Here is a 25,404-nt window from a genome sequence, read left to right on the forward strand (position 1 = left end):
TGCGTTTTCCTTAGCAAAGGTAATGAGTTAAGGTAAAGGTATGCCCGAAGTCGTAGCGCAGCAGGTGAAGAGTGACGTCGGGCTGGCGAGTGCCCTGAGGTCGTCCACCTTGCGGTTGTCCCGGCAGCTCCGGCGGCAACGTGAGCCTGGTCACGATCTGACCGCGAACCAGCTCAGCGTGCTCGGCGCGCTGTCCAAGCACGAGGCGATGACGATCGGCGAGCTGGCCGCTCACGAGCAGGTGAAGCCGCCGTCGATGACGCGGATCATCACCAACATGGAGGAGGCGGGCCTGGTCGTCCGCCGCCCGAATCAGGCCGACAAGCGCCAGATCATGGTCGAGCTGACCCCACGTGCGGACGAGCTGATCCACGCCAACCGCCGGCGTCGCGACGAGTGGCTGCAAACCAAACTCAAGCAACTCACCCACGAGGAGCGCGACATCCTGCGCAAAGCAGCCCCCGTTCTCGAACGCCTGGCGGCCAGATGAGCCCGACCTTCCGCGCGTTCAAGGTCCGTAACTTCCGTCTCTACGCCTCCGGTGCGATCGTCTCCAACGTCGGCACCTGGATGCAGCGGGTCGCCCAGGACTGGCTGGTCCTCGAGCTGACCCATTCCGGTACGGCGCTCGGCATCGTCACCGGACTGCAGTTCCTACCCGCCCTCCTGCTCGGCCCGTACGCCGGTCTCGTCGCCGACCGCTTCCCGAAGCGGCTCGTGCTGACCTGCACCCAGGTTGCGATGGCCACCGTCGCCCTCATGCTCGGTGGTCTGACGATCGCCGGTGTGGTCCAGCCCTGGCACGTTTACCTGCTGGCCCTGCTGTTCGGCGTGGGCACCGCCTTCGACGCGCCGACCCGGCAGTCCTTCGTCGTCGAGATGGTCGGCCGGGAGGAGCTGTCGAATGCCGTCGGGCTGAACTCGGCGTCCTTCAACGCGGCCCGGCTGCTCGGCCCGGCGCTGGCCGGTCTGCTGATCAACTGGATCGGCACCGGCCCGGTGATCCTGATCAACGGGTTCACCTATGCCGCCGTGATCCTGTCGCTGCGGTTGATGCGGGTCTCGGAGCTGCACACGCCGAAGCCCGCGGCCCGCGACAAGGGGATGATCCGCGACGGCATGCGCTACCTGTGGCGCCGGCCGGATCTGATGATGGTGCTCGTTGCGGTGTTCTTCGCGGGCACCTTCGGGCTGAACTTCCAGCTGACCTCGGCGCTGATGGCGACGAGTGTGTTCCACAAGGGCGCGGGGGAGTACGGCATCCTCGGCTCGGTGCTCGCGATCGGCTCGCTGGCCGGTGCGCTGCTGGCGGCCCGCCGGGTCCGGATCCGCGCTCGCCTGGTGATCGGCGCGGCCCTGGCGTTCGGTGTGTTCGAGATCGTCAGTGCCCTGATGCCGACGTACCTGACCTTTGCGCTGGTCCTGCCCTTGGTCGGGCTGGCTTCGCTGACCATGCTGACCTCGGCCAACGCGACCATGCAGCTGAGTATCGAGCCGACCATGCGCGGCCGGGTGATGGCGCTCTACATGACGGTCCTGATGGGCGGTACGCCGATCGGATCGCCGTTCATCGGCTGGGTCGGGCAGGAGTTCGGCGCCCGCTACTCGCTGATCGTCGGCGGCGGCATGACGATCATCGGCACGGTCGGTTCGGTCCTGTACTTCTCCCGCCGGCGCGGCCTGGCGATCCGGCCGCGGCTGCTGCCGCGCCCCCGGCTCGAGGTGCTGCCGCAGACCGAGCTCCTCGCCGAGAAGGCCGTGGTCGACGCGGGCCCGCAAGCGGAGGTTCTCGCCGGCGGCAAGGACGTAGGACCCCGCGTGGCCTAAGGCCGGATCCGGGTCAGCAGGCGGGCGGCGAAGAACAACGCGTCGACGTCGGTCCGGCGTTCGGTGCGCATCGCTGCCGGGTCGTGCCGCGGCTTCGGGCGCTCGAGCGGCGTCCGGGCCGTGCTGATCCGGAGGAAGCCCCCGAGACCGAAGCGGCGCTCGTTCGGCCTCCACTCGACATCGATGATGTCGGCCAGCGGCACCGACCACGGGTCCCCGTTCGCTCGCTTCCTCCGCCCCGCCAACCGCTTGTACGCGAACACAAGCTGCCCGTTCGCCACGGACAAGGTCGCGTCCCGGCCCTCGATCTCATCGGGCGCGACCGGCGGCGCGACCAGCCAGCGTACGGCGGAAGTCGTCGGCACATCGCGCCGGGCGAGCGTCACCCGGATCTCGGTCGCCAGCCGCTCCGCGAACGCGCGATCGGTGAACGGGAAGGTGTACGGATCGACCAGCGCGTCGAAGTACCCGCCGGAGACCGACTGCAGTGGATCCGCCTGCTCACGCAGGATCAGCCGGAGCACCGGAGCATCCGGGCTCACCTCGACCGCCTGCAATGCCTCGACCGGAACGACCCGCTCGCCCAGCCGGGTCCGCAACGAACCGGCCAACTTGCCCGGCTCGCCGGCCGACGCGTCGTACCGGACGCGGAGCGTGCCTGCGCCGTCCCAATCGACCGTTCCGTTCGTGCTCTTCAGTTCACCACCCGCCACCCTTCCCATCATCCTCGGTCGGCGGGTTCATGTGCGCAGCTTGCCGTAACGGTCACAATAGGGTGTGACTCATTACGACCTTGTCGTCATCGGGACTGGCTCCGGGAACACGATCGTGAACCACCGGTTCGCGGACCGGAAGGTGGCGATCGTCGAGCGCGGCACGTTCGGCGGCACCTGCCTCAATGTCGGCTGCATCCCGACCAAGATGTTCGCGTACACCGCCGACCAGGCCTACACGCCGTCGGTGAGCTCCCGGTACGGCGTCAACGAGCAACTGGTGGGCGTCGACTGGCCGGCCATCCGGGACCGGATCTTCGGCCGGATCGATCCGATCGCGGCGAGTGGCTCGGAGTACCGCCACCACCACGCCGACAACGCCAATGTCACCGTGTACGACGGCACCGGCCGGTTCACCGGCGTCAAGGAGCTGACCGTCGACAACAAGGACGGGACGACCAGTGTGTTCAGCGCGGACCAGTTCGTGCTGGCGACCGGCAGCCGCCCGATCGTCCCGTTCATCCCCGGCCTCGAGGAGACCGGCTACCACACCTCGAACACGATCATGCGGCTCGAGCAGCTGCCGCGCCGGCTGGGCATCATCGGCAGCGGCTTCGTCGCCGCCGAGTTCGCCCACATCTTCTCGTCGTACGGCGTCGAGGTCACGCTGATCGCGCGGTCCGAGCTGTTGCTGCGGCACGAGGACACCGACATCGCCGAGCGGTTCACCCAGCTCGCCCTCAGCCGGTACGACGTCCGCCTCGACCACGAGACGATCCGGGTGTCTCGCCGGGAGAACGGATCGATCCTGATCGGCATGCTGTACCCGGACGGCGCCGACGAGGTCGAGGTCGACGAACTCCTGGTCGCCGTCGGCCGCACCCCCAACTCGGACCTGCTGGACCTGGACGCGACCGGCGTCGAGGTCGACGACCAGGGGCGCGTGGTGGTCGACGAGTACCAGCAGACCAATGTCGACGGCATCTACGCGCTCGGCGACGTGACCTCACCGCACCAGCTGAAGCACGTCGCGAACCACGAGGCCCGGGTGGTGAAGCACAACCTGCTGAACCCGACCGACCGGATCAAGGCCGATCACCGCTTCGTCCCGCACGCCGTCTTCAGCTCACCACAGGTCGCCGCGGTCGGCCTCACCGAGCAGGAGGCCCTCGACCGCGGGATCCCTTATGTGGCAGGCGTCGAGAAGTACGCCGACATCGCGTACGGCTGGGCGATGGAGGACACCACCGGCTTCGCGAAGATCCTCGCCGACCCGAAGACCGGCCAGATCATCGGCTGCCACATCCTCGGCCCGCAGGCGTCCGCGGTGATCCAGCCGGTCATCCAGGCGATGAGCTTCGGCCTCGACGCGTACTCGATGGCGCGCAACCAGTACTGGATCCACCCGGCGATGTCCGAGCTGATCGAGAACGCGCTGCTCAAGCTGAAGCTAGACCCGGAAGGCTGAGATCACGTCGCCGACCGCGTCCAGGGTGTCGAGGTCGGGCAGGCTGATCATCACCTCGGCCACGCCCGCCTCGGACAGTTCGCGGAAGCGGCCGATCTGGTCGTCGACCGTGCCCGCGTTGACCGAGGCGGCGTACCGCGCCGGGTTCAGGTTGCGCGGGCGGAGCCGGTCGACGAGCTCGTCCACAGCCCGGGAATCTTTACCCACAAGGGTTGTGGACAGGTGTGTGAGCTCGACCTTCTCCGATAGGTAGGAAGCAAGCTTGCGCACCTGGGCGACGTCACCGAAGACGTTGACCGCGTCGGCATACCGGGCGGCCAAGCGCAACGTCCGCGGACCGCTGCCGCCGACCAGCACCGGCAGATGCTCCTGCAAAGGTCGCGGATAGCACGTCGTGTCCGGCACCTCGAGAACCTTGCCGTGGAACGGTTTGTTGCCTGGTCCCCATAAAACCGGCAGCAGCTGTAACGCGTCCTCGAGCAGCGCATAGCGTTCACCAACCGGTGGGAACGGCCAGCCGTAAGCCTTGTGCTCCGCCTCGAACCACGCCAGCCCGACGCCGCAGACGGCCCGCCCACCACTCAGTACGTCGAGAGTCGCGGCGATCTTCCCGAGATGCGCGACGTTCCGGTAGGTGATCCCGGAGACCAGGGTCCCCAGCCGCACCCGCGTCGTACACGCGGCCAGATACCCCAGCGTCGTCCAGCTCTCCAGGAAGTCCTCCCAGGCCCGTCCCACCTGCGGGATCTGCCGGAAGTGATCCATCACGTAGATCGCGTCGAACCCCGCCGCCTCGGCCTTCTCGCCGACCTCGCGGATCCACGCGGCCGTTCCCGTCCGTCCAGCCGGGTGCGTGTAGCTGCTCAACTGCAACCCGAACCGCAACCTCGCCGGCGCCTCCACCTGCCGCGTCGCAGCCGCAGCGGCCGCCACGAACGCCTCCGGTACGACGCGCAGCACGGTCGGCTGCAGCACGTCGTCGTACCCCTCCTCCGGCAACTCCTTCTTCACCGCGTTCCAGGACCGCAGTTGGGTGGTCAACACGTCCGCAGGGATCCGCTTCGGCCGGGAACGATTCCGCCGCCGGCACTCGTCCGCGGGGGTGTCGAAACCGACCGCTACACAGGGCATTCCGGCCTCGCGAGCCAGCCCGAGCCACCGCAACCGCCGGTCCCGATCCAGCCCGAGCGTGTCGATCACCGTGGTCAGCCGGCGACCGATCCGTTGCCGCACCACCTCTTCCAGCAACGCGAACGCGTCCGTACTGGCCGCGATGTCGTCCTCCCCGGCCCCGACCAACGCCCGCAGCCGATCACTGGACACGATCAGGTCCGCCGCAAACCGCTCCGCGGCCCACGTCGTCTTCCCCGACGCCCCCGGCCCGACCAGGATCACCACACACGGCGACGGCAGCTTGACCTCATCCATGAAAGAGAGTTTCCACTACCGATAGCATTTTGGGATGCGATTGTTCGTGGCCGTCGTGCCACCCATCGAGGTAGTGGAGGATCTGAGCGAGTTCGTGGAGCCGCGGCGGGAGCATCCGGATGACGACATCCGGTGGGCCGCGGACGAGCACTGGCACATCACGCTGGCGTTCCTCGGCGAGGTGCCGGACTGGAAGACCGAAGAACTGGGGGAGCGGCTCGAGCGGGCCGCGAAGCGGCAGAAGCCGTTCGAGCTGCAGTTGACCGGCGCCGGCGCGTTCCCGGGCGTGCCCGACGCCCGCGTGCTGTACGCCGGGGTCCGTGACGAGACCGAGTCACTCAAGCACCTGTCGATGACGACGCGGGCGGCGGCGAATCGGGCCGGAGTCACCGTCGAGGGACGGAAGTTCACGCCGCATCTCACGCTGGCGCGGTTGCGGCGTCAGGTCGATGTCACCAAGTGGGTCAGGGTCTTCGACACGTACGACGGTCCGGTCTGGACCGCGGGCAGCCTGCAACTCATCGAGTCCCGGCTGGGCGAGGGCCCGGGACACAGTGCGGCGTACGCCACAGTGGGCGAATGGGACTTCTTAGGTTAACCTCAGGAAGGTTAGCCGTACCTAATGTCATGAGAGAGTTCCGCCATGCTCGCCAACTACCTGATCGGACTCCGAGAAGGTCTCGAGGCCTCGCTGGTCGTCAGCATCCTCGCCACCTTTCTGGTCAAGTCCGGGCATCGTGATCGCCTCAAACTGGTCTGGATCGGTGTCGGCGTGGCCCTCGCGGTCGCTGCCGCCGCCTGGGGACTGCTGCAGTTCGTCACCGCGCTGACCGCGCGCTCGTTCACCGCGCAGGAGACCATCGGCGGGGTGATGTCGATCCTCGCGGTCGGCTTCGTCACCTGGATGATCTTCTGGATGCGCAAGGCCTCCCGCAGCATCGCCAAGGAGTTGCGCGAACGGATGGGCCAGGCCCTGGAGATCGGTTCCCGGGCAGTGGTGATCCTGGCGTTCCTGGCGGTGTTCCGGGAGAGCATCGAGACCGCGTTCATCGTCTACGCGTCCGCTGCGCTCGCGACCACTGCCGTACCGCTCATCGGCGTCCTGCTCGGGCTGGCCACATCGGTGCTGCTCGGTATCGCGATCTACCGGGGTGCGGTCAAGGTCAACCTGGCCGTGTTCTTCAAGTGGACCGGTGCGGTGCTGATCCTGGTCGCGGCCGGCATCTTCGCGTACGGCTTCCACGACCTGCAGGAGGCCGGCGTCCTGCCCGGCCTGCAGCATCTCGCCTTCGACATCTCGCATGTCATCCCGCCGGACAGCTGGTACGGCGTACTGCTCAAGGGCATCTTCAACTTCAACCCGGCGCCGACGGTCCTCGAGTCGATCGCATGGCTCGCCTACCTCGTCCCCGTGCTGATCCTGTACTTCCGCCCGGTCAGGACCCCGACGCCTCCCGCCGTACCGGCGAAGGCCGCCGAAGAAGCGATCTGATCCACCCCTCACCCGTCCAGGAGAATCATGTTCACGTCCACGGCCCGCCGGGTCTCCGTCCTCGGTGTCGTCCTCGGCGTCGCCTCGCTCACCGCGTGCGCCAAGGACACGCCGGCCGCGAAGGACGACGGCACCGGCCCGGTGTCCGTCAAGGCGACCGACTCCGAGTGTTCGCTCAGCCGCCGCGACGTCAAGTCCGGCACCAGCACCTTCTCCGTCTCCAACGGCGGCAGCAAGGTGACCGAGTTCTACGTGTACGCCGACGGCGACCGGGTGATGGGTGAGGTCGAGAACGTCGGCCCGGGCCTGAAGCGCGACCTGATCGTGGAGCTGCCGACCGGCAAGTACCAGGCGGTCTGCAAGCCGGGCATGGCCGGCGACGGCATCCGCGGCGACCTGACCGTCACCGGCGACGCGCCCGCGCAGGTGGACGAGGACACCCTGCTCAAGCAGGCCGCCGACAGCTACCAGCGGTACGTGAACTCGCAGGCGGTCGCGCTGGAGCAGAAGACCACCGAGTTCGTCACCGCGGTGAAGGCCGGCGACGTCGTCAAGGCCAAGGCGCTGTTCCCGGTGTCGCGCACGTACTGGGAGCGGATCGAGCCGGTCGCGGAGTCGTTCGGCGACCTCGACCCGAAGATCGACGCCCGGGTCAACGACGTCGAGCCGGGCACCGAGTGGACCGGGTACCACCGGATCGAGCAGGCGCTCTGGGTCTCCAACACCACCAAGGGCATGGAGAAGTACGCCGACCAGCTGCTGGTCGACGTGAAGACGGTGGTGGCGAAGGCCAAGGTCGTGAAGCTCAACCCGCTGCAGCTGGCCAACGGCGCCAAGGAACTGCTCGACGAGGTTGCCACCGGCAAGGTCACCGGCGAGGAGGACCGCTACTCGCACACCGACCTGTGGGATTTCCAGGCCAACGTCGAGGGTTCGCAGGCCGCGGTCCAGGCGCTCCGGCCGGCCCTGCAGACCCGGGACGCGGCGCTGGTCACCCAGCTGGACACGAACTTCAAGGCGGTCTTCGCCGCGCTGGACAAGTACCGCGAGGGTGACGGCTTCAAGACCTACACGGCCACCGAGGCGGAGAAGAAGCAGCTCGGCGCCGTGGTCGACGGACTGGCCGAACCGGTCAGCAAGGTCGCCGGAGTGATTGCGCAGAAATGACCGACACAGCTGATTCCACCCCGACGCCGGCCCGGCGGGGCCTCTCTCGCCGCGGCCTGTTCGGCGCGGCCGGAGCCGCGGTCGCGACCGGCGTCGCCGGCTACGCCGCCCATTCGGTGTTGTCCAGTGAGCCGTCACAGGCCGCGGACACCAACGGGCCGGTCGAGTTCCATGGTCCGCACCAGGCCGGGATCACCACGCCGGTCCAGGACCGGCTGCACTTCGCCGCGTTCGACGTGACGACGACGAACCGGGACGACCTGATCGCGCTGCTGAAGGAGTGGACCGCCGCGGCGGCGCTGCTCACGGCCGGCCGCGACATCGGTCAGTACGGCGCGGTGAACGGGCCGGGCGAGGCGCCGCCGGAGGACACCGGTGAAGCCGTCGGCCTGCCGCCGGCCCGGTTGACGCTGACGATCGGGTTCGGTCCGGGCCTGTTCGACAAGCGCTTCGGCCTGGCGTCGAAGCGGCCCAAGGCCCTGGTGGACCTGCCGCACTTCATCGGCGACGACCTCGACCTGGCCCGGTCCGGCGGCGACATCGCCGTACAGGCCTGCTCGGACGACCCGCAGGTCGCGGTGCACGCGATCCGCAACCTGGCCCGGATCGGCTTCGGCCGGGTCGCGGTCCGCTACTCCCAGCTCGGCTTCGGCCGGACGTCGTCGACGTCGAAGGCGCAGACCACCCCGCGGAACCTGTTCGGCTTCAAGGACGGCACGAACAACCTCAAGCTCGAGGACGCGGACAAGCTCGAGCAGCAGCTCTGGGTGCAGCCCGAGGACGGCCCGGACTGGATGGTCGGCGGCTCCTATCTGGTGTCGCGGCGGATCCGGATGAACATAGAGATCTGGGACCGTACGTCGCTCGGCGAACAGGAAGCCATCATCGGCCGGGGCAAGGGCACGGGCGCGCCGCTGGGCAAGGCGGACGAGTTCGACACGATCGACTTCACCGCGAAGAACGCCGACGGTGAGCCGAAGGTCGCGATGGACTCACACGTCCGGCTGGCGCACCCGCAGTTCAACAAGGGCGCCGAACTGCTCCGCCGCGGCTACAACTTCGTCGACGGCTCCGACGGTCTCGGCCGTTTGGACGCGGGTCTCTTCTTCCTCGCCTACCAACGAGACCCGCGCAAACAGTTCGTCCCGATCCAGAACCAGCTCGCCAAGAACGACACCATGAACGAATACATCCACCACGTAGGCTCCGGCATCTTCGCCTGTCCCGCCGGCGTCACCCCCGGCGGCTACTGGGGCGAGAAGCTCTTCGCCTGAGTCACTTCACGGCGCCGGCGGTGACGCCGGCGACGAAGTGGCGTTGGGCGAGGAGGAAGCCGATCACCACGGGGACGCTGACGACCAGGGCCGCGGCCATGATCTGGTTCCAGTAGATGTTGGTCTGGGTGGAGTACTGGCGCAGTCCGACGGACAGGGTGCGGTTGGCCTCGGTCGTCATCACCGAGGCGAAGAGAACCTCACCCCAGGCGGTCATGAACGAGTAGATCGCGACCGCGATGACACCCGGCCGGGCTGCCGGCAGGACCACTCGCCAGAGCGCGCCCATCGGGCCGCAGCCGTCGACGAGCGCTGCCTCGTCGAGCTCGCGCGGGATGCTCTCGAAGTACCCGGCCAGCATCCAGATCGAGAACGGCAGGCTGAAGGTCAGGTAGGTGATGATCAGCCCGAGCCGCGTCCCGACCAGCTGGATGCCGAACTGGTTGTTGATGTTCACGAAGATCAGGAACAACGGCAGCAGGAACAGCACACCCGGGAACATCTGCGTCGACAGCACCGTGGTGGTGAACACCGACCGCCCGCGGAACCGGAACCGCGACACCGCGAACGCGGCCAGGATCGCGATCGCCACGGAGAACACTGTCGCGGCCACCGACACGATCGTGCTGTTCACGAAGTACCGGGCCAGCGGCACCGTCTTCCACATGTCCACGAACGGCGCCAGCGTCAGGTTCGACGGCCACCAGGTGAACGCGCCCTGCACGTCCTTCAGTGGCTTGAGCGACGACGTCGCCATCACGTACAGCGGGATCAGCACGAACAGGCCGAGCACGACCAGCACGACGCCGCGGTAGAGCTTGAAGCCTCTGGTCTCACGCACGACGCGACTTCCTTCCGGTGACTAGCAGGTAGGTGCCGGTGACGATCATCAGGAAGATCAGCAGCAGCACGGACATCGCCGAACCGGTGCCGAAGTTCCAGGTCAGGAACGACGCGTTGTAGATGTGGAACGTGATCAGGTCACCGGCCGGCGGCTGCGCCGTACCGAACAGCACGTACGGCGTGTTGAAGTCGCTGAACGTCCACAGGAACAGGACCAGCACCAGCACCAGGTTGACCGGCCGCAGCGACGGCAGCGTGATGTTGCGCCACTGCCGCAGGTTGCCGGCGCCGTCCACCGAGGCGGCCTCGTAGATGTCGCGCGGGATGCTCTGCAACCCGGCCATCAGAGTGAGGAACGCGAACGTCCACAGCTTCCAGGTCGCGACCGTGATCAGGGAGACCAGCGCGTTCCCGCCGATCAGCCAGAACGGCCGGTCCGAGATGAGATGCAGGTTGTCGACGATCACGTGGTTCACCACACCGGTGTCCCGCTGCAACATGAAGTTCCAGGTCAGGATCCCGGCGTACGCCGGAAGCGCGTACGGCACCAGGAACAGCGTGCGGACGATGCTGCGGCCCCGGAAGGACGGCTGCAACGCGACGGCCGCGGCCATCCCGAACACCCACGACAGCGCGACCGTGACGAGGGAGAAGGCGACGGTGACACCGAACGACTTCAGCAGGCCCTGGCCGACCGCGTTGTTGAAGTCGAGCGCCACCTTGTAGTTATCGAGCCCCGCCCAGGGCGCGGCGGACCAGTTCGCGATGAAGAACTTGGTCAGTTTGACGAAGCTCATCCAGATGCCGACCAGCATCGGGATGATGTGGATGAACAGTTCCAGCAGCACTGCCGGAGCCAGCAGCAGATACGGCAGCCACCGGCTCAGACCGGGCCGGTGCTCGGGGCCGCGCTTGGCCTTCTTCGCCGGCTCGGTCGTGGCCGGCGGTGTCACTTCGGTTGTGGCGACGGACATCCTGGTGGTCGCCTCCTGTCCTTCGGCTCGAGAGGGTCGGCTGACGTGATCGATGGCCCGGACGCGTTCGCGCCCGGGCCATCGGGACCGCGTCAGCTCCCCGCGGCCACCTGATCCTCGGCGGTCTTGAGGGCCGCCTTCACGTCATCGGCCGTCACCGTTCCGCCGGTGGCGATCTTGGCGAACATGGTGTTCATCGCCTTGCCGACAGTGCTCTCGAACTGGTCCTCGGCCGGCACCAGCGGCAGCGGCTTGGACTTGGTGTTGTACACGTCGGCGAAGGTCGCCGCCTCGGCCGCGTCGGTGGTGAACACCGGCTTGGCGTCCTTCAGCACCGGCAGCGACGAGAACGGCTTGCCCAGCGTGGTCTGGGTGGTCGCGTCCGTCATGTACTTGACGAACTTCAGCGCCGCGTCCTTGTGCTTGGTGTTCTTGAAGATCGACAGGTTGATCCCGGCCACGTGGCTGGCGACCGGCGCCGCCGCGCCCTGCGGTGCGGGGAACGGCACGACGCCGTACTCGCCGGCCTTCATGCCGTTGGCAACGATCGAGTTGTCGGCGTTGTTCTGGTTGATCACCATCGCCACCTTCTTGGTGGCGAAGTCGTTCACCGACTTCGTGCCGTTGTCGTACTGCGCGTTGGACGGGTTCGCGACCTTGTCCTTCTGCATCAGGTCGAGGTACCGCAGCACGCCCTGGACGTTGCCGTCACCGGTGAAGGTCGGCTTGCCGTCCTTGTCGAACCAGTCCGCGCCGTTCTGCGCGGCGTTGATGAACGCGAAGTGCACGTTCTCGGTGTAACTGCCGGCCGCCAGCGCCATGCCCCACTGCTTCTTCGCGGGGTCGGTCAGCTTCTGCGCGTCGGTGACCATCTCTTCCCAGGTCTTCGGCGGCTGCAGGCCGGCCGCGGCGAACATCGCCTTGTTGTAGTACAGGCCGTAGGCCAGACCGTAGAGCGGGACCGAGGTCGGGTCGGTACCTTCCTTGCCGCCGGTCGCCAGCGCCGTCGGCACGAACTTGTCCTTCCCTCCGATCGCGGTCATCGCGTCGCCGTCGAACGGCAGGAACGCGTCGGTGGCCTGCAGCGAGGCCGCCCAGGTGTTGCCGATGTTGACCACGTCCGGGCCCTGACCCGAGGTGATCGCGGTCTGGATCCGGGTCTGCAGGTCGTTCCAGCCGATCACTTCGAGGTTGACCTTGATCCCGGTGTCGGCGGTGAACTTCTGCAGGACCGGGGTCAGCACCTCCTTGTCGTTGTCCAGGCTGGTGCCCTGGTTGCTGGCCCAGTAGGTCAGCGTCTGGTCGCCACCCGAACCGCCGCCGGAGGAATCGCCCGAGTCGCCGCTGCCCCCGCAGGCGGCCAGGCTGATTCCCAAGGCGGTCGCCGCTGCCGCGGCTACAAGCGAACGCAGTCTCACGTCGGACTCCCTCGTCCTGTCGAGCCTCCGCGGACCTGCGGAGGCGGATCGGCCCCATAGTGGCCTAACCGGTTAAGTTTCGAAACCCTAACCGGTTCAGTTAGGGCCAGTTCGTTACTGCCTCGTGATGCCACCAACCTTCACGGCGGCCCGGGCAAGCGCAATCCGACACACTCCGGATACGCCCGATTTCACAGAGTCTTGAAAGAGCGTCCTAGGACCCGACCGGGCCTGACGACTCGCGGGCGCGCAGCTCGCCGGGGGGTGCCTCTTGGTGCAGGTCGGGGTCTCCGGTGACGATCCGGAGCAGGAGGTCGGCGGCCGCACGGCCGCGTTCCATCGTCTTCTGGTCGACCGCGGTGATCCCGGGGCGGGCCAGTTCGCACAACGGCGAGTCCTCCCAGGCCAGGATCGAGACCTCACCGGGCACCGCCGTACCGAGATCCATCGCCACCCGGAGCGCGGCCACCGCCATCAGGTCGTTGCCGAGCACGATCGCGGTCGGTGGGTTCGGCCCGGTCAGGAGCTGCCGGGTCAGCTCGGCGCCGTCGTCGTACCGGTAGGTGCCTTCGATGTGGCGCACCGTGATGCCGCGCCGCGCGGCGTGGTCCTGCAGCATCCGCGTCCGCAACTGCTCGTGGATGAACGTGAACGGACCGCTGATGTGGGCGACGTCGCGATGGCCGAGCTCGACCAGGTGATCGAGCAGCAGCGTGACGGTCTCCTCCGGCGAGCTGATCAGCCGGCCGACCTCGTCGCCCGGGTCGTTCGAACTCACCACCACGCACGGCACCCCGAGCTCCTTGAGCAGCGGGATCCGCGGGTCGTCGTTGTGCTCGTCGAACAGGATGAACCCGTCGACCCGCCCCTGCCGGGACCACCGGCGCAGTACGGCGAGATCGTCGCCGTGCTCGCCCGTCAGCCGGAGCAGCAGGGACGAGTCGACCTCGTTCAGGTACTGCTCGATGCCGACCAGGGTGCGCATGTAGAACGCTTCGGTCGAGATCAGCGCCGGGTCGCGGGCGATCACGATGCCGATCGTCCGGGTCCGGCTGGCCGAGAGGGCGACGGCGGCGGAGTTCGGGTGGAATCCGAGCTCCTCGGCGAGGGCAAGGACGCGTTGCCGGGTCTCCTCGCTGACGCCGGCGCGGCCGTTCAGCGCGTACGAGACCGAGGCCTTGGAGATCTGCAGGCGGCGCGCGAGGTCGCTGATCGTGACTCGCCGGCGCCCACTGGTGCTCGCCGCACCGTCGTCGGCGTTCTCACTGCCCGCCATGGATCCGGTTGTCGTCATGTCCGCCTGCCACCCCGCACAGACGGAGATTAGCAGCGGGTTCGTGGGACTAGCGGCTGTCCCAAGTTTTGGATAGCGTTTTCCCATGACGTCTGACGAGCCGTTGCGACTGGATTTCCTGCCCTGGGAGTACAAGCGGAAGGCGTCGGAGGAGGAGCGGGAGCGGCAGGCGGACCGGCAGGCGCGGCTCGGCGGGTCGATCGAGCTCGCCGAGGATGTGTACGTCGCGGAGTCGGCCGCGGTGTACTGCGACGAACTCCGGATGGGGGAGCGGTCGTACATCGCGGCGCACGCCTACGTCACCGGGCAGATCGTGCTCGGATCCGACTCGACCATCAACCCGTTCGCGGCGGTTCGCGGCCGGATCACGATCGGCGACGGGGTCCGGATCGGTGCGCACACGTCGCTGATCGCGTTCAACCACGGCACGACCCCCGGGCAGCCGATTTTCCAGCAGCCCCACACCGCCCTCGGCATCACGATCGGCGACGACGTCTGGATCGGCTCCAACGTCACCATCCTCGACGGCGTCACCATCGGCCCCCACACGATCATCGGCGCCGGCGCAGTAGTCACGAAGGACGTCCCCGCCAACACCATCGCCGCCGGCAACCCCGCCCGAGTGCTTCGCACGCGCGAAGTGGGAGAAGAGCCGGCCGCCACATCTCAAGCCCCGACCGCCACCCGGTCGCCGGCGCCGGCCGCCGCGCCGCCCCCGGCTCCCGACGCCGTCTCGTCCCCGGTCCCGGACGGCGCCCGCTCCGCAGTTCCCGCTGGCGCTTCGTCCCCGGCTCCGGCCGCCTCTTCCCCCGCCGGCTCGGCCGGCGTGAGCCGGCCGGCTCACGCCACCGATCTGCCCGAGCGGCTGAGCGCGTTTGCCGCGAGGGCGCGGGATCAGGTCGACGACCTTCTGCTGCGCTGCTGGGACGGCGACCGCTTCGTCGACCGGCCGGGGCTCGACCACGAACCGGCGATCCGGCCGTGGTGTGACGCCGTCGAGATCGCCGACCTGCTGCTCCGCCGTACGCCGGCCGGCCACACCCGCGACGACCTCGTCCGCCGTCTCCGCGCCCGCCAGGACCCAGCGACCGGGCTGGTCTCACCCGGAGACCTCTCCGATGCCGGTCTCGCCGTCCCGTCCGACGCGAGACTCTCCGTCCTGGACGGACCCGCGAGCTACCACATCCTCTGCGTCGGGTACGCACTGCAAGTCCTGGACAGCAGCTTCGAACACCCGATCCGCACCGACTTCACCCTGGACGAGCTCGACAACTTGCCCTGGGCAAGGAGAGCCTGGTCGGCCGGTTCGGCGATCGACGCCCTCGGCACCGCGATCACCCGAAACCTCCACGACCACAAGGAATCCGGCCCACTCGAGCCCCTGATGGGCTGGCTCGTCACCAGAGCCGACCCGTCCACCGGCGCCTGGGGCCGGCCGCACCCCGACGACGGCTGGCTGCAGGTCGTCAACGGCTTCTACCGCCTGACCCGCGGCACCTATGCCCAGTTCGGCCTCCCGCTGCCGTACCCCGAGCAGGCCGTCAAGACAGTCCTCGCCCACAGCAACGACCGTCGCATGTTCAGCGGTGACAACTACAACTCCTGCAATGTCCTCGACGTGATCCACCCACTCTGGCTGGCGCGCAAGCAGACGACGTACGGCGAGCAGGACGCCTTGCGCTGGGCCGAGGACCAACTAACCCGCATCCTCAACCGCTGGGTGGACGGCGCCGGCTTCGCGTTCGCGCCGGACGGCACCGACGACCGCTCGATCCCGGGCTTGCAAGGCACCGAAATGTGGCTCGCCATCATCTGGCTGCTCTCCGACTACCTCGGCCTGTCCGACGCCCTCGGCTACCGTCCCCGAGGTGTCCACCGCCCCGAACCACTGGTCGGACCGCGCTGAACCCCCGGCCGCATCGATGTCCGGACCGATGCGGCAGGCATCGTGATACCCCCTGCCCTGACCGGCGGTGTGCGGGGGTCCACTAGCCTGATGGAGTGGACCCCCGCACGCGTCGACTCGTCACCTCTGTTGTCCTGGCGGCGCTTGTCGCGATCGTGGTGATCGCGGCGGTCATTCGCTGACGGTCGCGGACCCCAGGACGACGTACGGCTGGTTCGACAGGTCGGCAGCCAGGCCGGGGTGGAGCGCTTGTCCGCCGTCACGGTGCAGCACGCTGAAGAAGTACATCAGCGGGTACGTCGAGGCCGTGTAGCCACCGTCGATCGTGCCTGACAAGGTCTGCCCGGATAGCTCCATCGGGACCTGCAGCCAGGACTCCGACTGGTCCACGTGCCGGTAGTGCAGCGTCGCGCCGACCACGGCCGGATCCACCACCTCCAGCGAGAGCGTGACCGGTTCGCCCCGTTCGAAGCTCTCCGGCACCGCGTGGTCCACTCCCGGCGTGGCCGGCCGGGCCGGCGCCGCAGGCAACGCCGCTGCTGGTTGCGGGTCTGCCGCCTCCTGCAGTTCCTCGGCGAGGGCCGCCAGATCGGCGTCGATGGCCGGGACCCGGTCCGCCCAGTGACCGTGCTCGGAGGCCTCGATCCCGAACCGCAGATCCGGCCGATAGACGCCGTCCACGATCGCCGGGATCTCGGCGTACGCGTCCCGGGCCGGCCGGTAGTGGCGCAGCGCCGACTCCAGCGAACCGACCTCCCCGGTCGTCCGATAGGTCGAGTAGTCGACCGCGGCCCGGAACTTGCCGGCGAAGAACCGGCCCAACCTGACCAGGACCTCCAGATCGATGAGAACCCTGCGAACCTGCGCGTCCGACTGGTCCGCAGTCTGCTTGGCGCGGTCGAGGGCCTGCTCCCCGTCGGCGACCAGTTGCTCGATCCACGCGGCCACCTCCAGCGGCGTGTACTTCGCCGAGAGCTCACCGCCGGCCAGCGCCGCGACGTACTCGTCGATGGCGTAGAAGGTGGTCGGGTCGAACGGGCTGACGCCACCCCAGTTCGCCGGCGGATCGGTGTCGCCGGCGTAGTGATCGGAGTGCACCTGCGACGAGATCGGGAGGTTGAGGTACACCTCCGGCCAGTAGCCGTTGTTCGATCCGCCGACGCCGTGGACCACGGTCACCAGCGGGAGGATCCGGCTGAGCGGGCTCAGGGCGTCCTCCACGTCCGCCGCGGCCTCGCCGTACGTCGACCGGAGATGGCGACGCCACGTCTCGGGCTCGGCATCGGGGTTGTAGAGGAGCCGCCCCCACAGCAGGTAGCCGTAGCGGTACTTGGTCCACTCCCGGTTGCCGGGCAGCTTGAGGTCTTCGCGGATGTAGGGGTCGCGCATGCCGGGTTCGCCGCTGCCGTGGCGTCCCTTGAAGAACAGGGGTTCACACAGGTCGACACCGCGGGATCCACCGAACGTCGACAACCGCCCGTAGCCTGCCGCGATCGCGGGATCGCCCCAGGCCAAGAGCTTCTGGGTGCCCGGCCAGACCCTGAACATCAGGTCGACGGTCCGGTCCTCGCGCAGGAAGTCGCCGTAGCCGTAGCGGGTGAACCGGCGGGAGAACTCGGTGATGCCCTTCATCTCATGCCCGGCGGGGATCGGCTTGGCCGCCTCCTTGACCCGGATCGAGGCCTGGTGGTACGGCAGTCCGACGTGCTCGGCCCAGTACTTCGCGGACAGCACCGCGGACAGGTTCGGTAGGTCGACGGCGTCGAGCAGGGCCTGGTCGACACCCTTGGCGTGCATGTCGATCTCCAGCGGCCGGCCGGCCGAGTTCGCGCCCTCGAACACCGCCCGCCAGAAGATCTCGTGACGATCGTCGGGGATGCCGCCCTCGTAGTGCACCCGGAACGTCAGCCCGTCGATGTCGGGACACTCGGCGAGCAACTGGGCGATGCCGGCCTTGCAGTACGCCGCGTGGTTGTCCGGGCCGATGCCCGTGATCGGGTAGCGGTGGACCGAGTCCCGGCCGTAGTCGTACGCGTGGTTCCACAGGCCCAGCTGGAACTTCAGCCCCCGCCGCTTGCTCTCGGCGGCGATGAAGCGAAGCATCTCCAGGTTGCGCTTCTGCTCGTCCGCTCCGACGCCCTCGGCCCGTACGTCGTAGCCGTCCACGTCGAACAGGAACGGATAGGCGAAGCACAGGTAGTTGTCGGTGGCGCCATGCCGATCAGCGCCGTAGTTGTACTGCATGCCGAGAGCGAGGTGGAACCGGTTGAACCGGGACGCGGCCAGCCAGGTCAGGTAGTCGGTCCAGAACTGCTTGTCGTGGAACCAGGACAGGTCCTCGTCCACGCTGGAGAACGACCGCACCACACCCCGGACGGGTACGGCGGGCTGCTCGGCGAACGGCGTCGTACCGGCGAGATCCTCGCCCGCGGCGACTCGGTCCGCGAGTTCGAGCACGCCGCACCGGAGGCCGGTCTCATCGTTGCTGACGACAACGATCTCGTCGTCGACACGGAGTACGGCGTACGACTCGGGCACAGCTGCGAGGTCCGCGGCGGGGACCTCGTCGGGGGTGGCCAGCCGGACCGGTGGGTCGGCGGCGGCGATTCCCCGCTCCGCCAGGGCTTGCACGAGCTGCTCGATTGCCCAGGTGGCGGTGCGGCCGGTGGTGACAGGGTTCTGCTCGTTCATAGGGCTCCAATCACTTGCCGTCGAGGGTCTTGCCGGCGTCGGCCAGGAACTTCGGGACGCCCTGCTGGATCGAGATCTTCTTGAACGCGATGTCCTGGCTGGTCTTCAGCAACAGGTCGCCGACGGCGGTCGAGGCGGCCGGACTGGCCTCCGGCGGGGCGAAAGCGTTCTTCAGTGCGAGGTCGGTGTAGGCCAGCACCTGCTTCTCGCTCGCCGACAGGTCACTGCCCTTCAGCAGCACATCCCGGCCTTCTGCAGACGCGGGCGGTCCGCTGATCAGCCGCAGGGTCTTCGCGGCCTCCTCGCCGTTGGCGAACCAGTTGATGAACGCCGCGGCGTCGTCCGCGCGCTGGCTCTTGGCGTTCAGGGACAGATAGCTGCTCGGAGCCGGGAAGGTCCCGCACTTGCCGCCCTTCGTGTCCCGCGGCGGCAGCGTGATGTCGATGGTGTTCTTGGTCAGATCCTGGAAACCGCCCTTGAGGTTGGGCGTGTGGATGTGTGCGAGCGCCGCCTGCTGCTTGACCAGCGGCGAGGTCGGCCAGTCGCCGTACTTCGCCTGTGCCGCGATGTCGGCCGGGATCGTGCCGCCGGTGGCCCGCAGCGCGGCCCAGTACTCGAACCACTCGGTCAGCGAGTCCGCGGTGAAGGCGAGCGCGCCGTCCTTGTACAGGTCCTCACCCTTGCCGCGCAGGAAGATCTGCAACGAGGCGGTGTCCCCGCTGGGGTCCTCCGCGCCGTAGATCTTCTGGCCGGACTTCTGCCGGATCTGGTTGGCCAGGGTCGCGAAGTCGGCCCAGGTCCAGGTCTCCTTCGGGTGCTCCAGACCGAGCCGGTCGAGCACGGTCACGTCGTACCCCATGCTGTAGGCGCCCATCGCGACCGGGATGCCGAACTGCTCGCCCTTCAACTGGCCCTGGCTGAGCAGGTTCTTGTCGAACGGCTTCGTGTCGATGGTGTCCGGGATGTACTTCTGCAGCGACTGCAACGCGCCCGCCGCGCCGTACTGGCCGATCCGGGCGATGTCGATGTTGATCACGTCGGGGGCGTTGCCGCCGGCCATCTGGGTGGCGAGCTTGTCCCAGTACTCCGCGGTCGCGGTGCCCTCGAAGACCATCTTCACGTTCGGGTGGCTCGAGGTGTACTGGTCCGCGAGCTTGCTGCGCAGGCCGAGCTTGGTCGGGTCGCCGTAGCTGCTGAACCGGACCGACTCCTTTGCGTCCTTGGCCGCGGGGTCGAGGTTGCAGGCGGACAGCAGCGGTGCGAGCACGCCGGCCGCGAGTCCGGCCTGCAGGAAGCGCCGCCGGCTGAGGTGTGTGGTCATGGCTGGTTCCTTTCGGGCTAGCCCTTCAGGCCGGTCGTGGCGATGCCTTCGACGATCCGGCGCTGGGCGAGGAGGAAGACGATGAAGGTCGGCACCAGCGACAGCACCGACATGGCCAGCAGTTGCCCGTACGACGAGTCGCCGGTCGCGTCGACGAACCGCCGCAGAGCGACCGGTACGGTCTCGCTGCTGGGGTAGGACAGGTAGATCAGCTGGGCGAAGAAGTCGTTGTACGTCCAGATGAAGGTGAAGATCATGGTGGTGATCAGCACCGGACCGGTCAGCGGCAGGATGATCCGGCTGAAGATGCGGACCTTGCCGCAGCCGTCGATCATCGCGGCCTCGTCCAGCGTGCGCGGGATGGTGCGGATGAACTGGACCATCAAGAAGATGAAGAACGCGTCGGTGGCCAGGAACTTCGGCACCACCAGCGGGAGATAGGTGTTCACCCAGCCGAGGTGGAAGAACAGCACGTACTGCGGGATCAGCAGCGCGTGCGCCGGCAGCATGATCGAGCCGAGCATGATGCCGAAGAAGGCCTTCTTGCCGCGGAACTCCAGCCGGGCGAACGCGTACGCCGTGAGCGTGCAGGCGATCACGTTGCCGGCCACCGCGAGTACGGCGATCAGCAGCGAGTTGAAGTAGAACCTTGTGAAGGTGGGATCGGTCGCGGTCCAGCCGGCGATGTAGTTGCGCGGGTCCAGCGAGCTGGGGAACGGGTTGAGCTGGGAGAAGATGTCGCGCTCGTCCTTGAAGGACCCGCCGACCATCCAGAGCAGCGGATAGACCATCACCACGGTGCCGGCGATCAACGCGAGGTGAGTCAGCCACCTCCGCCCGCGACCCCGGCGTACCGAGCTTTGCAGAAGAGTTGTCATCAGCGGTCCTCGTAGTAGACCCAGCGGCGGGCGAGCCCGAAGTTGATCAGCGTGAAGGTGGCGATGATCAGCAGCAGCGCCCACGCCATCGCGGAGGCGTAGCCCATGTTCAGGTTCGTGAAACCCTGCTGGTACAGGTAAAGCGTGTAGAACAACGTCGAGTCCGACGGTCCACCGCTGCCGCCGCTCACGACGTACGCCGGGGTGAAGGCCTGGAACGCCTGGATGATCTGCAGCACGACGTTGAAGAAGATGATCGGTGTCAGCAGCGGGACGGTGACCGACCAGAACCGTCGCCAGGCACTCGCCCCGTCCACCGAAGCCGCGTCGTACAGCTCCTGCGGGATCTGTTTGAGCCCGGCCAGGAAGATCACCATCGGCGAGCCGAACTGCCAGATGTTCAGCAGCACCAGCGTGTAGAGAGCCGTGTCGGGGTTGGAGATCCAGCTGCGTCCGGCGACGCCGAAGAACGCGAGGAAGCTGTTCAGGACGCCGTCGTCGTCGAACAGCTGTCCCCAGATCACCGCGATCGCGACACTGCCGCCGAGCAGGGACGGGATGTAGTAGATCGACCGGTACCACGCCATCCCACGCAACGGGCGGTTCAGCATCACGGCGACCGCCAGGGCGAATCCCAGCTGCAGGGGGACCGTCAGCGCGACGTAGATGAAGGTGACCTTCAACGACTGCAGGTAGCGCGGATCGTCGGTGAACATCTTCACGTAGTTGCCGAAGCCGTTCCACGCGGGTGGCTGCAGCAGGTTGAACGTGGTGAACGACAGATACAGGGACCCGAGCAGGGGCCCGGCCGTGAGCACCAGCAGGCCGGAGAACCACGGGGCCAGGAAGAGATAGGCGACCCGGTCACGCCGCCTGCTGGGTTTGAGCCGTGTTGCCGGGGTGCCGCCGGCCGGGACGCCGGCCGTCGATTCGCGGCCTGCCGGAGCAGAGATCTCGGTCCTCATGCTCATGGTGGCCTCCTCTCAGGGGCCTTCTTCACCGATGTAGAAGTGCGTCGGAAAAGTGCCGGAGCCTTCGGATCGGGCGACGTGAAGGACTCCGGCCGGTGGGCGGGATTTACCGCTTGGTGGAAATGGTGTTCCACTACGCGAGAGATTAGGACGCCGTCGGACGATGCGCAAGAGCGGAGTGCATTCGTATTCATAAGCCTGGAACAGCCGCCGCCCGCTAAGGTTCTCGCGCATGAGCTCCAGTGCGCGGTCGTCGTACCTGATGAGGGCCGGCCTGGTCCGCAACGTGCGGTCGGGGGAGCATCTGACCACCTTCGTGGTGGCCGGCGTGGCGACGGTGCTGGTCACCCGCCTGATCCTCAGCCTGAGCGGCTACCCGCAGATCGGCGGGAAAGGCCTGCACATCGCCCACGTGCTCCCGGGCGGCCTGCTGATGCTGGTCGCGATCTCGCTGTTGCTCGGGTACGTCGGTCCCGTCGTACGGCCCGCGGCCGCCCTGGTCGGCGGGGTCGGGTTCGGCCTGTTCATCGACGAGGTCGGGAAGTTCATCACCTCGGACAACAACTACTTCTACCAACCGACCGCGGCGATCGTGTACGTCGTTTTCGTGCTGATCGTGCTCGCGACCCGGTTCCTCACCACGCGGCGGCCGATCGACCCGCGTGAGCAACTGGCCAACGTGATCGACCACGCGGTGGAGGGGGTGGCGGGCGGTCTGTCCCGGCGCCGGTTGGCGCAGGCATCGGAGGAGCTCCGCCGAGTGGGTCCGGACGTTGCCGGTCGCCGCGAGACCCGGGAGTTGCTGGCCGCGTGTCCGGCCGACGAGGTGGAGCTGGCCGCTCCGGTGGACGCCCTGTGGCGGACCATCATGCGTGGGTTCGACCGGCTGGCCACGCATCCGCTCGCGCCCGCGATCGCAGTCACCGTCCTGGTCGTCCAGGCGATCGGCGCGCCCGCGATCGCGGCCGGGATCCGGTTCGACAACGGGCTGGTCGCCGACATCCCGGTGCTCGGGGTGGCGGCCGGGAGCTTGCTGTCGGCAACGTTCACGGCGCGCGGTGCGTGGCAACTGCGGAAGGGGAACCGGGTCCGCGCGGTCCGGCTGTTCGAGCTCGCGGTGCTGGTGTCATTGCTGATGACCCAGGTGTTCCAGTTCGCCGGGACGCAGTTCGCGGCGGTGGGCGGGATGTTGCTCGACCTGGTGCTGCTCGGGCTGCTGAAGGCCGAGCGCGACCGGATGCGGCGTAAGGCGACCGAGGTGACGAGGGCTAAGACGCACCCACTGCCACCGGATCCTGATCAGCCTCCGTTCCCTCGGGATCCGTCGGATCCGGTGTAGCTTTCCAGTTCTCGTGGCGGCCGATCAGCACCGGTGACATGGTCGCGACGAGGTAGACCGCCCCGGCCGCGAGCAGTGCGGGCGCCAGGCCGATGCCGGCGATCGCAGCACCCGCGACGATTCCGCCGAGTGGCACACCGGTCCAGCAGACCGCTTCGGCCAGTGAGTTCACCCGGCCGAGCATCTGTCGCGGGATCCGCTCGATGAACAGTGCACCGAGCACCGGGTTGATGAAGCCGGCTCCGACACCACCGACTGCATAGACGGCCATGAGTGCCCAGACGGGAGCGTCGTACGCCATCACCACGAAGCGCGGCGCGCCACAGATCAGGAAGGCCAGCGTGAAGACCAGCTTGCGCGGGATGCGCTCGCCGACGGCCGACGCCAGCAACGCGAACAGCGTGGCGGTCACACCGAACGACGTGAGGATCAGGCTGGTGTGCCCGGGCCCGAAGCCGTGGTCCTTGATCCAGACCGGCAGCAGTACGGCGCCGACTGCCGCGTCGAGCAGGTTGGTCACGGCGATCATCAGGACCAGCGGCATCATCAACTTGTCCTTGCGGAGGAACCGCCAACCCTCCAGGAGGCGCCGGCCGTAGCCGTCCTCGGTGATGACCGTTTTCTCCTGGTGCTTGGGGATCCAGCGGTAGATCAGTACGGCGCAGACGCCGAAAGACGCTGCGTCGATCCAGAGGGCGTTGACCGTACCGACGAGCGTGATCAGGCCGCCGGCGAGTGCGTAGGCGAAGAAGCTGGCCAGGCGCTCCGTCGTACTCTCGAGCCCGGTCACCCGCTCCAACGGGACCTGTGCCGCTCGGGCGATGTCGGGGATCAGTGTCGCCTTGGCCGCATCGCCCGGGCCGCGGAGCGCTCCTGCGATGGCTACCAGGATGAGGAGTACGGGAAACGACAACGCGCCCATGGTGTGGAGCAGTGGCACCAGACCTACGACGCCCGTGCTGGCCGCGTCCGCGATCACACTGACCCGTCGTGCGCCCACCCGATCGATCAGCGGGCCGCCGACCGCCTTGACGAGGACGAGCGGTGCCATCTCCGCGAGCGCCACGATCCCGGTCTTCACCGGGGAACCGGTCGTGACCAGGACGAACCACGGGATGGCGATCGCACTGACCCGAGTGCCACAGATCGACACCACATTCGCCACCAGGAAGGCCACCAGCGGCGCCCGGTACCGCTTGTCCGCACCCACGTCCCTCACCTCGCTCAGCGGGTCTCGCGCGGATACGCCTGGATCTGCACCGTCACGTGCTCGGCCCCCTCGGGCAGCGGCGCCGTCAGATCCGGCGTCTTGTACTTCTCGAACACCGCCAGGACCTCGCGCATCATCGCGGCCAGCTCGTCGGGCCGCAGATGGAAGAGGAAGTCCGACAGCAGACTCGCTTCCTGCCACTCGGGCGGCATCGTCTGCATCGCGTCGATGAAGGCGAACATGTTCTCGGCGTACGACTGTCCGACGCCGTGCAAGAACCCCAGCGCCAGCTCAGGCTCCTGGTCCAGCAGTTCGGCCGCGTCGAACTCCGTCCCCTGGTGTGCCGCCTTCCACCAGCGGTCGCGCGCGTTGCCGCGGCTGTCGTCCTCCTCCACGAGGCCCGCCTCGGCCAGCTGACGAAGGTGATAGCTGGTCGCGCCGGTGTTCACCCCGAGCCGGCCCGCCAGCGTGGTGGCCGTTTGCGGCCCGTAGACCCGCAGGAGGCCGAGCATCCGGTTCCGCATCGGGTGCGCCAGGGCGCGGACCAGGTGCCGATCCAGCCGGACGGTCTTGGCGTTCTCGTCCTGCGCGTTCTTGTCGCGGGGGTTCTCGTCGCCGGGCGTCTCGCTCATGCTGTCGATCGTAGGACTGCAAAGACAGTTTGCAAAGAGTTTTTGCAAATGAGTTGTGCGATCGGTTGTCCACAGGTTGCGAATCGGTCGTCGGGGCGGGGTGGAATCGCGGCATCTTCTCCGGTGAGACAGGGACCGGGCGCGCCCCTCGAGGCCGCCCGGTCCGCACCATGAAACGGAGATCAACCCATGCTGCGAGTGATGCTCGAGGACGCCGACTACTGCGACGTCCCCGCCGACCTGATGACGTTCGACGACGGGGCGGTGGTGTTCTGGCGCGAGGGCGAGGAGGTCGGCCGGCACCGCCAGGCCCGGATCCGCTCCCTGGAGCTGATGGACCCCCGCTCGATGACCCGCAAGATCAAGGCCGCCCGCAAGAACCATCCGAACGCGTTCCGCCCGTGGTCCGCCGCCGACGAGGAGACCCTGACCGAGATGTATCGCAACGGCGCGACCAAGGACCAGCTGGTCGACGCCCTCGGCCGCCAGGAGGGCGGCATCGCCACGCGCCTGCGCGGCCTCGGCCTCCTCCCGGAGGACGAGAAACTGCGATGAGTC

General features: G+C 67.8%; 22 protein-coding genes. 10 read left to right on the top strand and 12 right to left on the bottom strand.

The window, feature by feature from the left end; genetic code table 11:
• Window positions 1-40 precede the first annotated feature (40 nt).
• Window positions 41-490, top strand: coding sequence for a MarR family winged helix-turn-helix transcriptional regulator (locus OG876_RS19730; protein WP_328526345.1), 450 nt, complete (start codon window positions 41-43; stop codon window positions 488-490).
• On the top strand, window positions 487-1,827 hold the full coding sequence (locus OG876_RS19735) for an MFS transporter (protein ID WP_328526346.1): 1,341 nt from the start codon (window positions 487-489) through the stop codon (window positions 1,825-1,827). The genes OG876_RS19730 and OG876_RS19735 overlap by 4 nt, the downstream gene beginning before the upstream one ends.
• Here OG876_RS19735 and OG876_RS19740 read toward each other — a convergent pair.
• On the bottom strand, window positions 1,824-2,540 hold the full coding sequence (locus tag OG876_RS19740; RefSeq protein ID WP_328526347.1) for a DUF4429 domain-containing protein: 717 nt from the start codon (window positions 2,538-2,540) through the stop codon (window positions 1,824-1,826). The genes OG876_RS19735 and OG876_RS19740 overlap by 4 nt on opposite strands.
• 64 nt (window positions 2,541-2,604) lie before the next feature.
• On the opposite strand from OG876_RS19740, the gene OG876_RS19745 reads away from it, so the two are divergent.
• Entirely contained in the window at window positions 2,605-4,008 is a 1,404-nt protein-coding gene (locus OG876_RS19745; protein ID WP_328526348.1) for a mycothione reductase, read from the top strand.
• On the opposite strand, the gene OG876_RS19750 is transcribed toward OG876_RS19745, so the two are convergent.
• On the bottom strand, window positions 3,991-5,436 hold the full coding sequence (locus tag OG876_RS19750) for an LLM class flavin-dependent oxidoreductase (protein WP_328526349.1): 1,446 nt from the start codon (window positions 5,434-5,436) through the stop codon (window positions 3,991-3,993). The two genes, OG876_RS19745 and OG876_RS19750, sit on opposite strands and share 18 nt — an antisense overlap.
• A 34-nt stretch (window positions 5,437-5,470) precedes the next feature.
• On the opposite strand from OG876_RS19750, the gene thpR reads away from it, so the two are divergent.
• From thpR to efeB, 4 genes are read left to right on the top strand one after another with little or no spacing between them, the layout of a single operon-like run.
• Window positions 5,471-6,034: an RNA 2',3'-cyclic phosphodiesterase gene (gene thpR / locus OG876_RS19755; protein WP_328526350.1), complete on the top strand. Its 564-nt coding sequence runs from the start codon at window positions 5,471-5,473 to the stop codon at window positions 6,032-6,034.
• A 45-nt stretch (window positions 6,035-6,079) separates the two neighbouring features.
• A complete protein-coding gene (gene efeU / locus OG876_RS19760) occupies window positions 6,080-6,928 on the top strand; it encodes an iron uptake transporter permease EfeU (RefSeq protein ID WP_328526351.1) in 849 nt (282 codons plus the stop codon).
• Between the two features lie 27 nt (window positions 6,929-6,955).
• A complete protein-coding gene (gene efeO, locus OG876_RS19765) occupies window positions 6,956-8,095 on the top strand; it encodes an iron uptake system protein EfeO (protein WP_328526352.1) in 1,140 nt (379 codons plus the stop codon).
• Window positions 8,092-9,369 (top strand): iron uptake transporter deferrochelatase/peroxidase subunit, encoded by a 1,278-nt coding sequence (gene efeB, locus OG876_RS19770; RefSeq protein WP_328526353.1) that lies wholly within the window; start codon window positions 8,092-8,094, stop codon window positions 9,367-9,369. The genes efeO and efeB overlap by 4 nt, the downstream gene beginning before the upstream one ends.
• A 1-nt stretch (window position 9,370) precedes the next feature.
• Here the strand turns inward: efeB and OG876_RS19775 are convergent, their stop codons facing one another.
• The 4 genes from OG876_RS19775 to OG876_RS19790 all read right to left on the bottom strand — a co-directional run bounded on the left by OG876_RS19775 (window position 9,371) and on the right by OG876_RS19790 (window position 13,898).
• The gene (locus tag OG876_RS19775) at window positions 9,371-10,210 is read right to left on the bottom strand and encodes a carbohydrate ABC transporter permease (protein ID WP_328526354.1); all 840 of its coding nucleotides are present in this window, start codon (window positions 10,208-10,210) and stop codon (window positions 9,371-9,373) included.
• Complete coding sequence (locus OG876_RS19780) at window positions 10,203-11,186, bottom strand: carbohydrate ABC transporter permease (protein WP_328526355.1); 984 nt, start codon at window positions 11,184-11,186, stop codon at window positions 10,203-10,205. The genes OG876_RS19775 and OG876_RS19780 overlap by 8 nt, the downstream gene beginning before the upstream one ends.
• A 92-nt stretch (window positions 11,187-11,278) precedes the next feature.
• Complete coding sequence (locus tag OG876_RS19785) at window positions 11,279-12,604, bottom strand: ABC transporter substrate-binding protein (protein WP_328526356.1); 1,326 nt, start codon at window positions 12,602-12,604, stop codon at window positions 11,279-11,281.
• 214 nt (window positions 12,605-12,818) lie between these two features.
• The gene (locus OG876_RS19790) at window positions 12,819-13,898 is read right to left on the bottom strand and encodes a LacI family DNA-binding transcriptional regulator (protein ID WP_328526357.1); all 1,080 of its coding nucleotides are present in this window, start codon (window positions 13,896-13,898) and stop codon (window positions 12,819-12,821) included.
• An 85-nt stretch (window positions 13,899-13,983) separates the two neighbouring features.
• On the opposite strand from OG876_RS19790, the gene OG876_RS19795 reads away from it, so the two are divergent.
• Window positions 13,984-15,804, top strand: a complete 1,821-nt coding sequence (locus OG876_RS19795; protein ID WP_328526358.1) for an acyltransferase — start codon at window positions 13,984-13,986, stop codon at window positions 15,802-15,804.
• A gap of 171 nt (window positions 15,805-15,975) precedes the next feature.
• Here OG876_RS19795 and OG876_RS19800 read toward each other — a convergent pair whose 3' ends face one another.
• The 4 genes from OG876_RS19800 to OG876_RS19815 are packed head-to-tail and all read right to left on the bottom strand — an operon-like array spanning window position 15,976 to window position 21,665.
• The gene (locus OG876_RS19800; RefSeq protein ID WP_328526359.1) at window positions 15,976-18,495 is read right to left on the bottom strand and encodes a hypothetical protein; all 2,520 of its coding nucleotides are present in this window, start codon (window positions 18,493-18,495) and stop codon (window positions 15,976-15,978) included.
• 10 nt (window positions 18,496-18,505) lie between these two features.
• The gene (locus OG876_RS19805; protein WP_328526360.1) at window positions 18,506-19,816 is read right to left on the bottom strand and encodes an ABC transporter substrate-binding protein; all 1,311 of its coding nucleotides are present in this window, start codon (window positions 19,814-19,816) and stop codon (window positions 18,506-18,508) included.
• A 17-nt stretch (window positions 19,817-19,833) separates the two neighbouring features.
• Window positions 19,834-20,694: a carbohydrate ABC transporter permease gene (locus OG876_RS19810; RefSeq protein ID WP_328526361.1), complete on the bottom strand. Its 861-nt coding sequence runs from the start codon at window positions 20,692-20,694 to the stop codon at window positions 19,834-19,836.
• The gene (locus OG876_RS19815; RefSeq protein WP_328526362.1) at window positions 20,694-21,665 is read right to left on the bottom strand and encodes a carbohydrate ABC transporter permease; all 972 of its coding nucleotides are present in this window, start codon (window positions 21,663-21,665) and stop codon (window positions 20,694-20,696) included. Before OG876_RS19815 ends, OG876_RS19810 begins: the two co-directional genes overlap by 1 nt.
• Before the next feature lie 232 nt (window positions 21,666-21,897).
• Here OG876_RS19815 and OG876_RS19820 point away from each other — a divergent pair, with 232 nt between their 5' ends.
• On the top strand, window positions 21,898-23,004 hold the full coding sequence (locus OG876_RS19820; RefSeq protein WP_328526363.1) for a hypothetical protein: 1,107 nt from the start codon (window positions 21,898-21,900) through the stop codon (window positions 23,002-23,004).
• Here the strand turns inward: OG876_RS19820 and OG876_RS19825 are convergent.
• A complete protein-coding gene (locus OG876_RS19825) occupies window positions 22,934-24,214 on the bottom strand; it encodes an MFS transporter (RefSeq protein ID WP_328526364.1) in 1,281 nt (426 codons plus the stop codon). The genes OG876_RS19820 and OG876_RS19825 overlap by 71 nt on opposite strands.
• A gap of 14 nt (window positions 24,215-24,228) precedes the next feature.
• Entirely contained in the window at window positions 24,229-24,846 is a 618-nt protein-coding gene (locus tag OG876_RS19830; protein ID WP_328526365.1) for a helix-turn-helix domain-containing protein, read from the bottom strand.
• 189 nt (window positions 24,847-25,035) lie between these two features.
• Here OG876_RS19830 and OG876_RS19835 point away from each other — a divergent pair, with 189 nt between their 5' ends.
• Complete coding sequence (locus OG876_RS19835; RefSeq protein WP_328526366.1) at window positions 25,036-25,401, top strand: hypothetical protein; 366 nt, start codon at window positions 25,036-25,038, stop codon at window positions 25,399-25,401.
• The last annotated feature ends 3 nt before the right edge of the window (window positions 25,402-25,404 follow it).

The sequence above is a fragment of the Kribbella sp. NBC_00359 genome, from assembly GCF_036097425.1.
Classification (GTDB): Bacteria; Actinomycetota; Actinomycetes; order Propionibacteriales; family Kribbellaceae; genus Kribbella.

What these genes read in the sequence shown, in the direction of transcription:
- OG876_RS19820 (WP_328526363.1), top strand. Translation starts at nt 21,898, where the DNA reads ATGAGCTCCAGTGCGCGGTCGTCGTACCTGATGAGGGCCGGCCTGGTC.
- OG876_RS19795 (WP_328526358.1), top strand. Translation starts at nt 13,984, where the DNA reads ATGACGTCTGACGAGCCGTTGCGACTGGATTTCCTGCCCTGGGAGTAC.
- OG876_RS19750 (WP_328526349.1), bottom strand. Translation starts at nt 5,436, where the DNA reads ATGGATGAGGTCAAGCTGCCGTCGCCGTGTGTGGTGATCCTGGTCGGG.
- OG876_RS19830 (WP_328526365.1), bottom strand. Translation starts at nt 24,846, where the DNA reads ATGAGCGAGACGCCCGGCGACGAGAACCCCCGCGACAAGAACGCGCAG.
- OG876_RS19730 (WP_328526345.1), top strand. Translation starts at nt 41, where the DNA reads ATGCCCGAAGTCGTAGCGCAGCAGGTGAAGAGTGACGTCGGGCTGGCG.
- OG876_RS19800 (WP_328526359.1), bottom strand. Translation starts at nt 18,495, where the DNA reads ATGAACGAGCAGAACCCTGTCACCACCGGCCGCACCGCCACCTGGGCA.
- OG876_RS19835 (WP_328526366.1), top strand. Translation starts at nt 25,036, where the DNA reads ATGCTGCGAGTGATGCTCGAGGACGCCGACTACTGCGACGTCCCCGCC.
- OG876_RS19780 (WP_328526355.1), bottom strand. Translation starts at nt 11,186, where the DNA reads ATGTCCGTCGCCACAACCGAAGTGACACCGCCGGCCACGACCGAGCCG.
- OG876_RS19815 (WP_328526362.1), bottom strand. Translation starts at nt 21,665, where the DNA reads ATGAGCATGAGGACCGAGATCTCTGCTCCGGCAGGCCGCGAATCGACG.
- efeU (WP_328526351.1), top strand. Translation starts at nt 6,080, where the DNA reads ATGCTCGCCAACTACCTGATCGGACTCCGAGAAGGTCTCGAGGCCTCG.
- efeO (WP_328526352.1), top strand. Translation starts at nt 6,956, where the DNA reads ATGTTCACGTCCACGGCCCGCCGGGTCTCCGTCCTCGGTGTCGTCCTC.
- OG876_RS19810 (WP_328526361.1), bottom strand. Translation starts at nt 20,694, where the DNA reads ATGACAACTCTTCTGCAAAGCTCGGTACGCCGGGGTCGCGGGCGGAGG.
- thpR (WP_328526350.1), top strand. Translation starts at nt 5,471, where the DNA reads ATGCGATTGTTCGTGGCCGTCGTGCCACCCATCGAGGTAGTGGAGGAT.
- OG876_RS19735 (WP_328526346.1), top strand. Translation starts at nt 487, where the DNA reads ATGAGCCCGACCTTCCGCGCGTTCAAGGTCCGTAACTTCCGTCTCTAC.
- OG876_RS19790 (WP_328526357.1), bottom strand. Translation starts at nt 13,898, where the DNA reads ATGACGACAACCGGATCCATGGCGGGCAGTGAGAACGCCGACGACGGT.
- efeB (WP_328526353.1), top strand. Translation starts at nt 8,092, where the DNA reads ATGACCGACACAGCTGATTCCACCCCGACGCCGGCCCGGCGGGGCCTC.
- OG876_RS19805 (WP_328526360.1), bottom strand. Translation starts at nt 19,816, where the DNA reads ATGACCACACACCTCAGCCGGCGGCGCTTCCTGCAGGCCGGACTCGCG.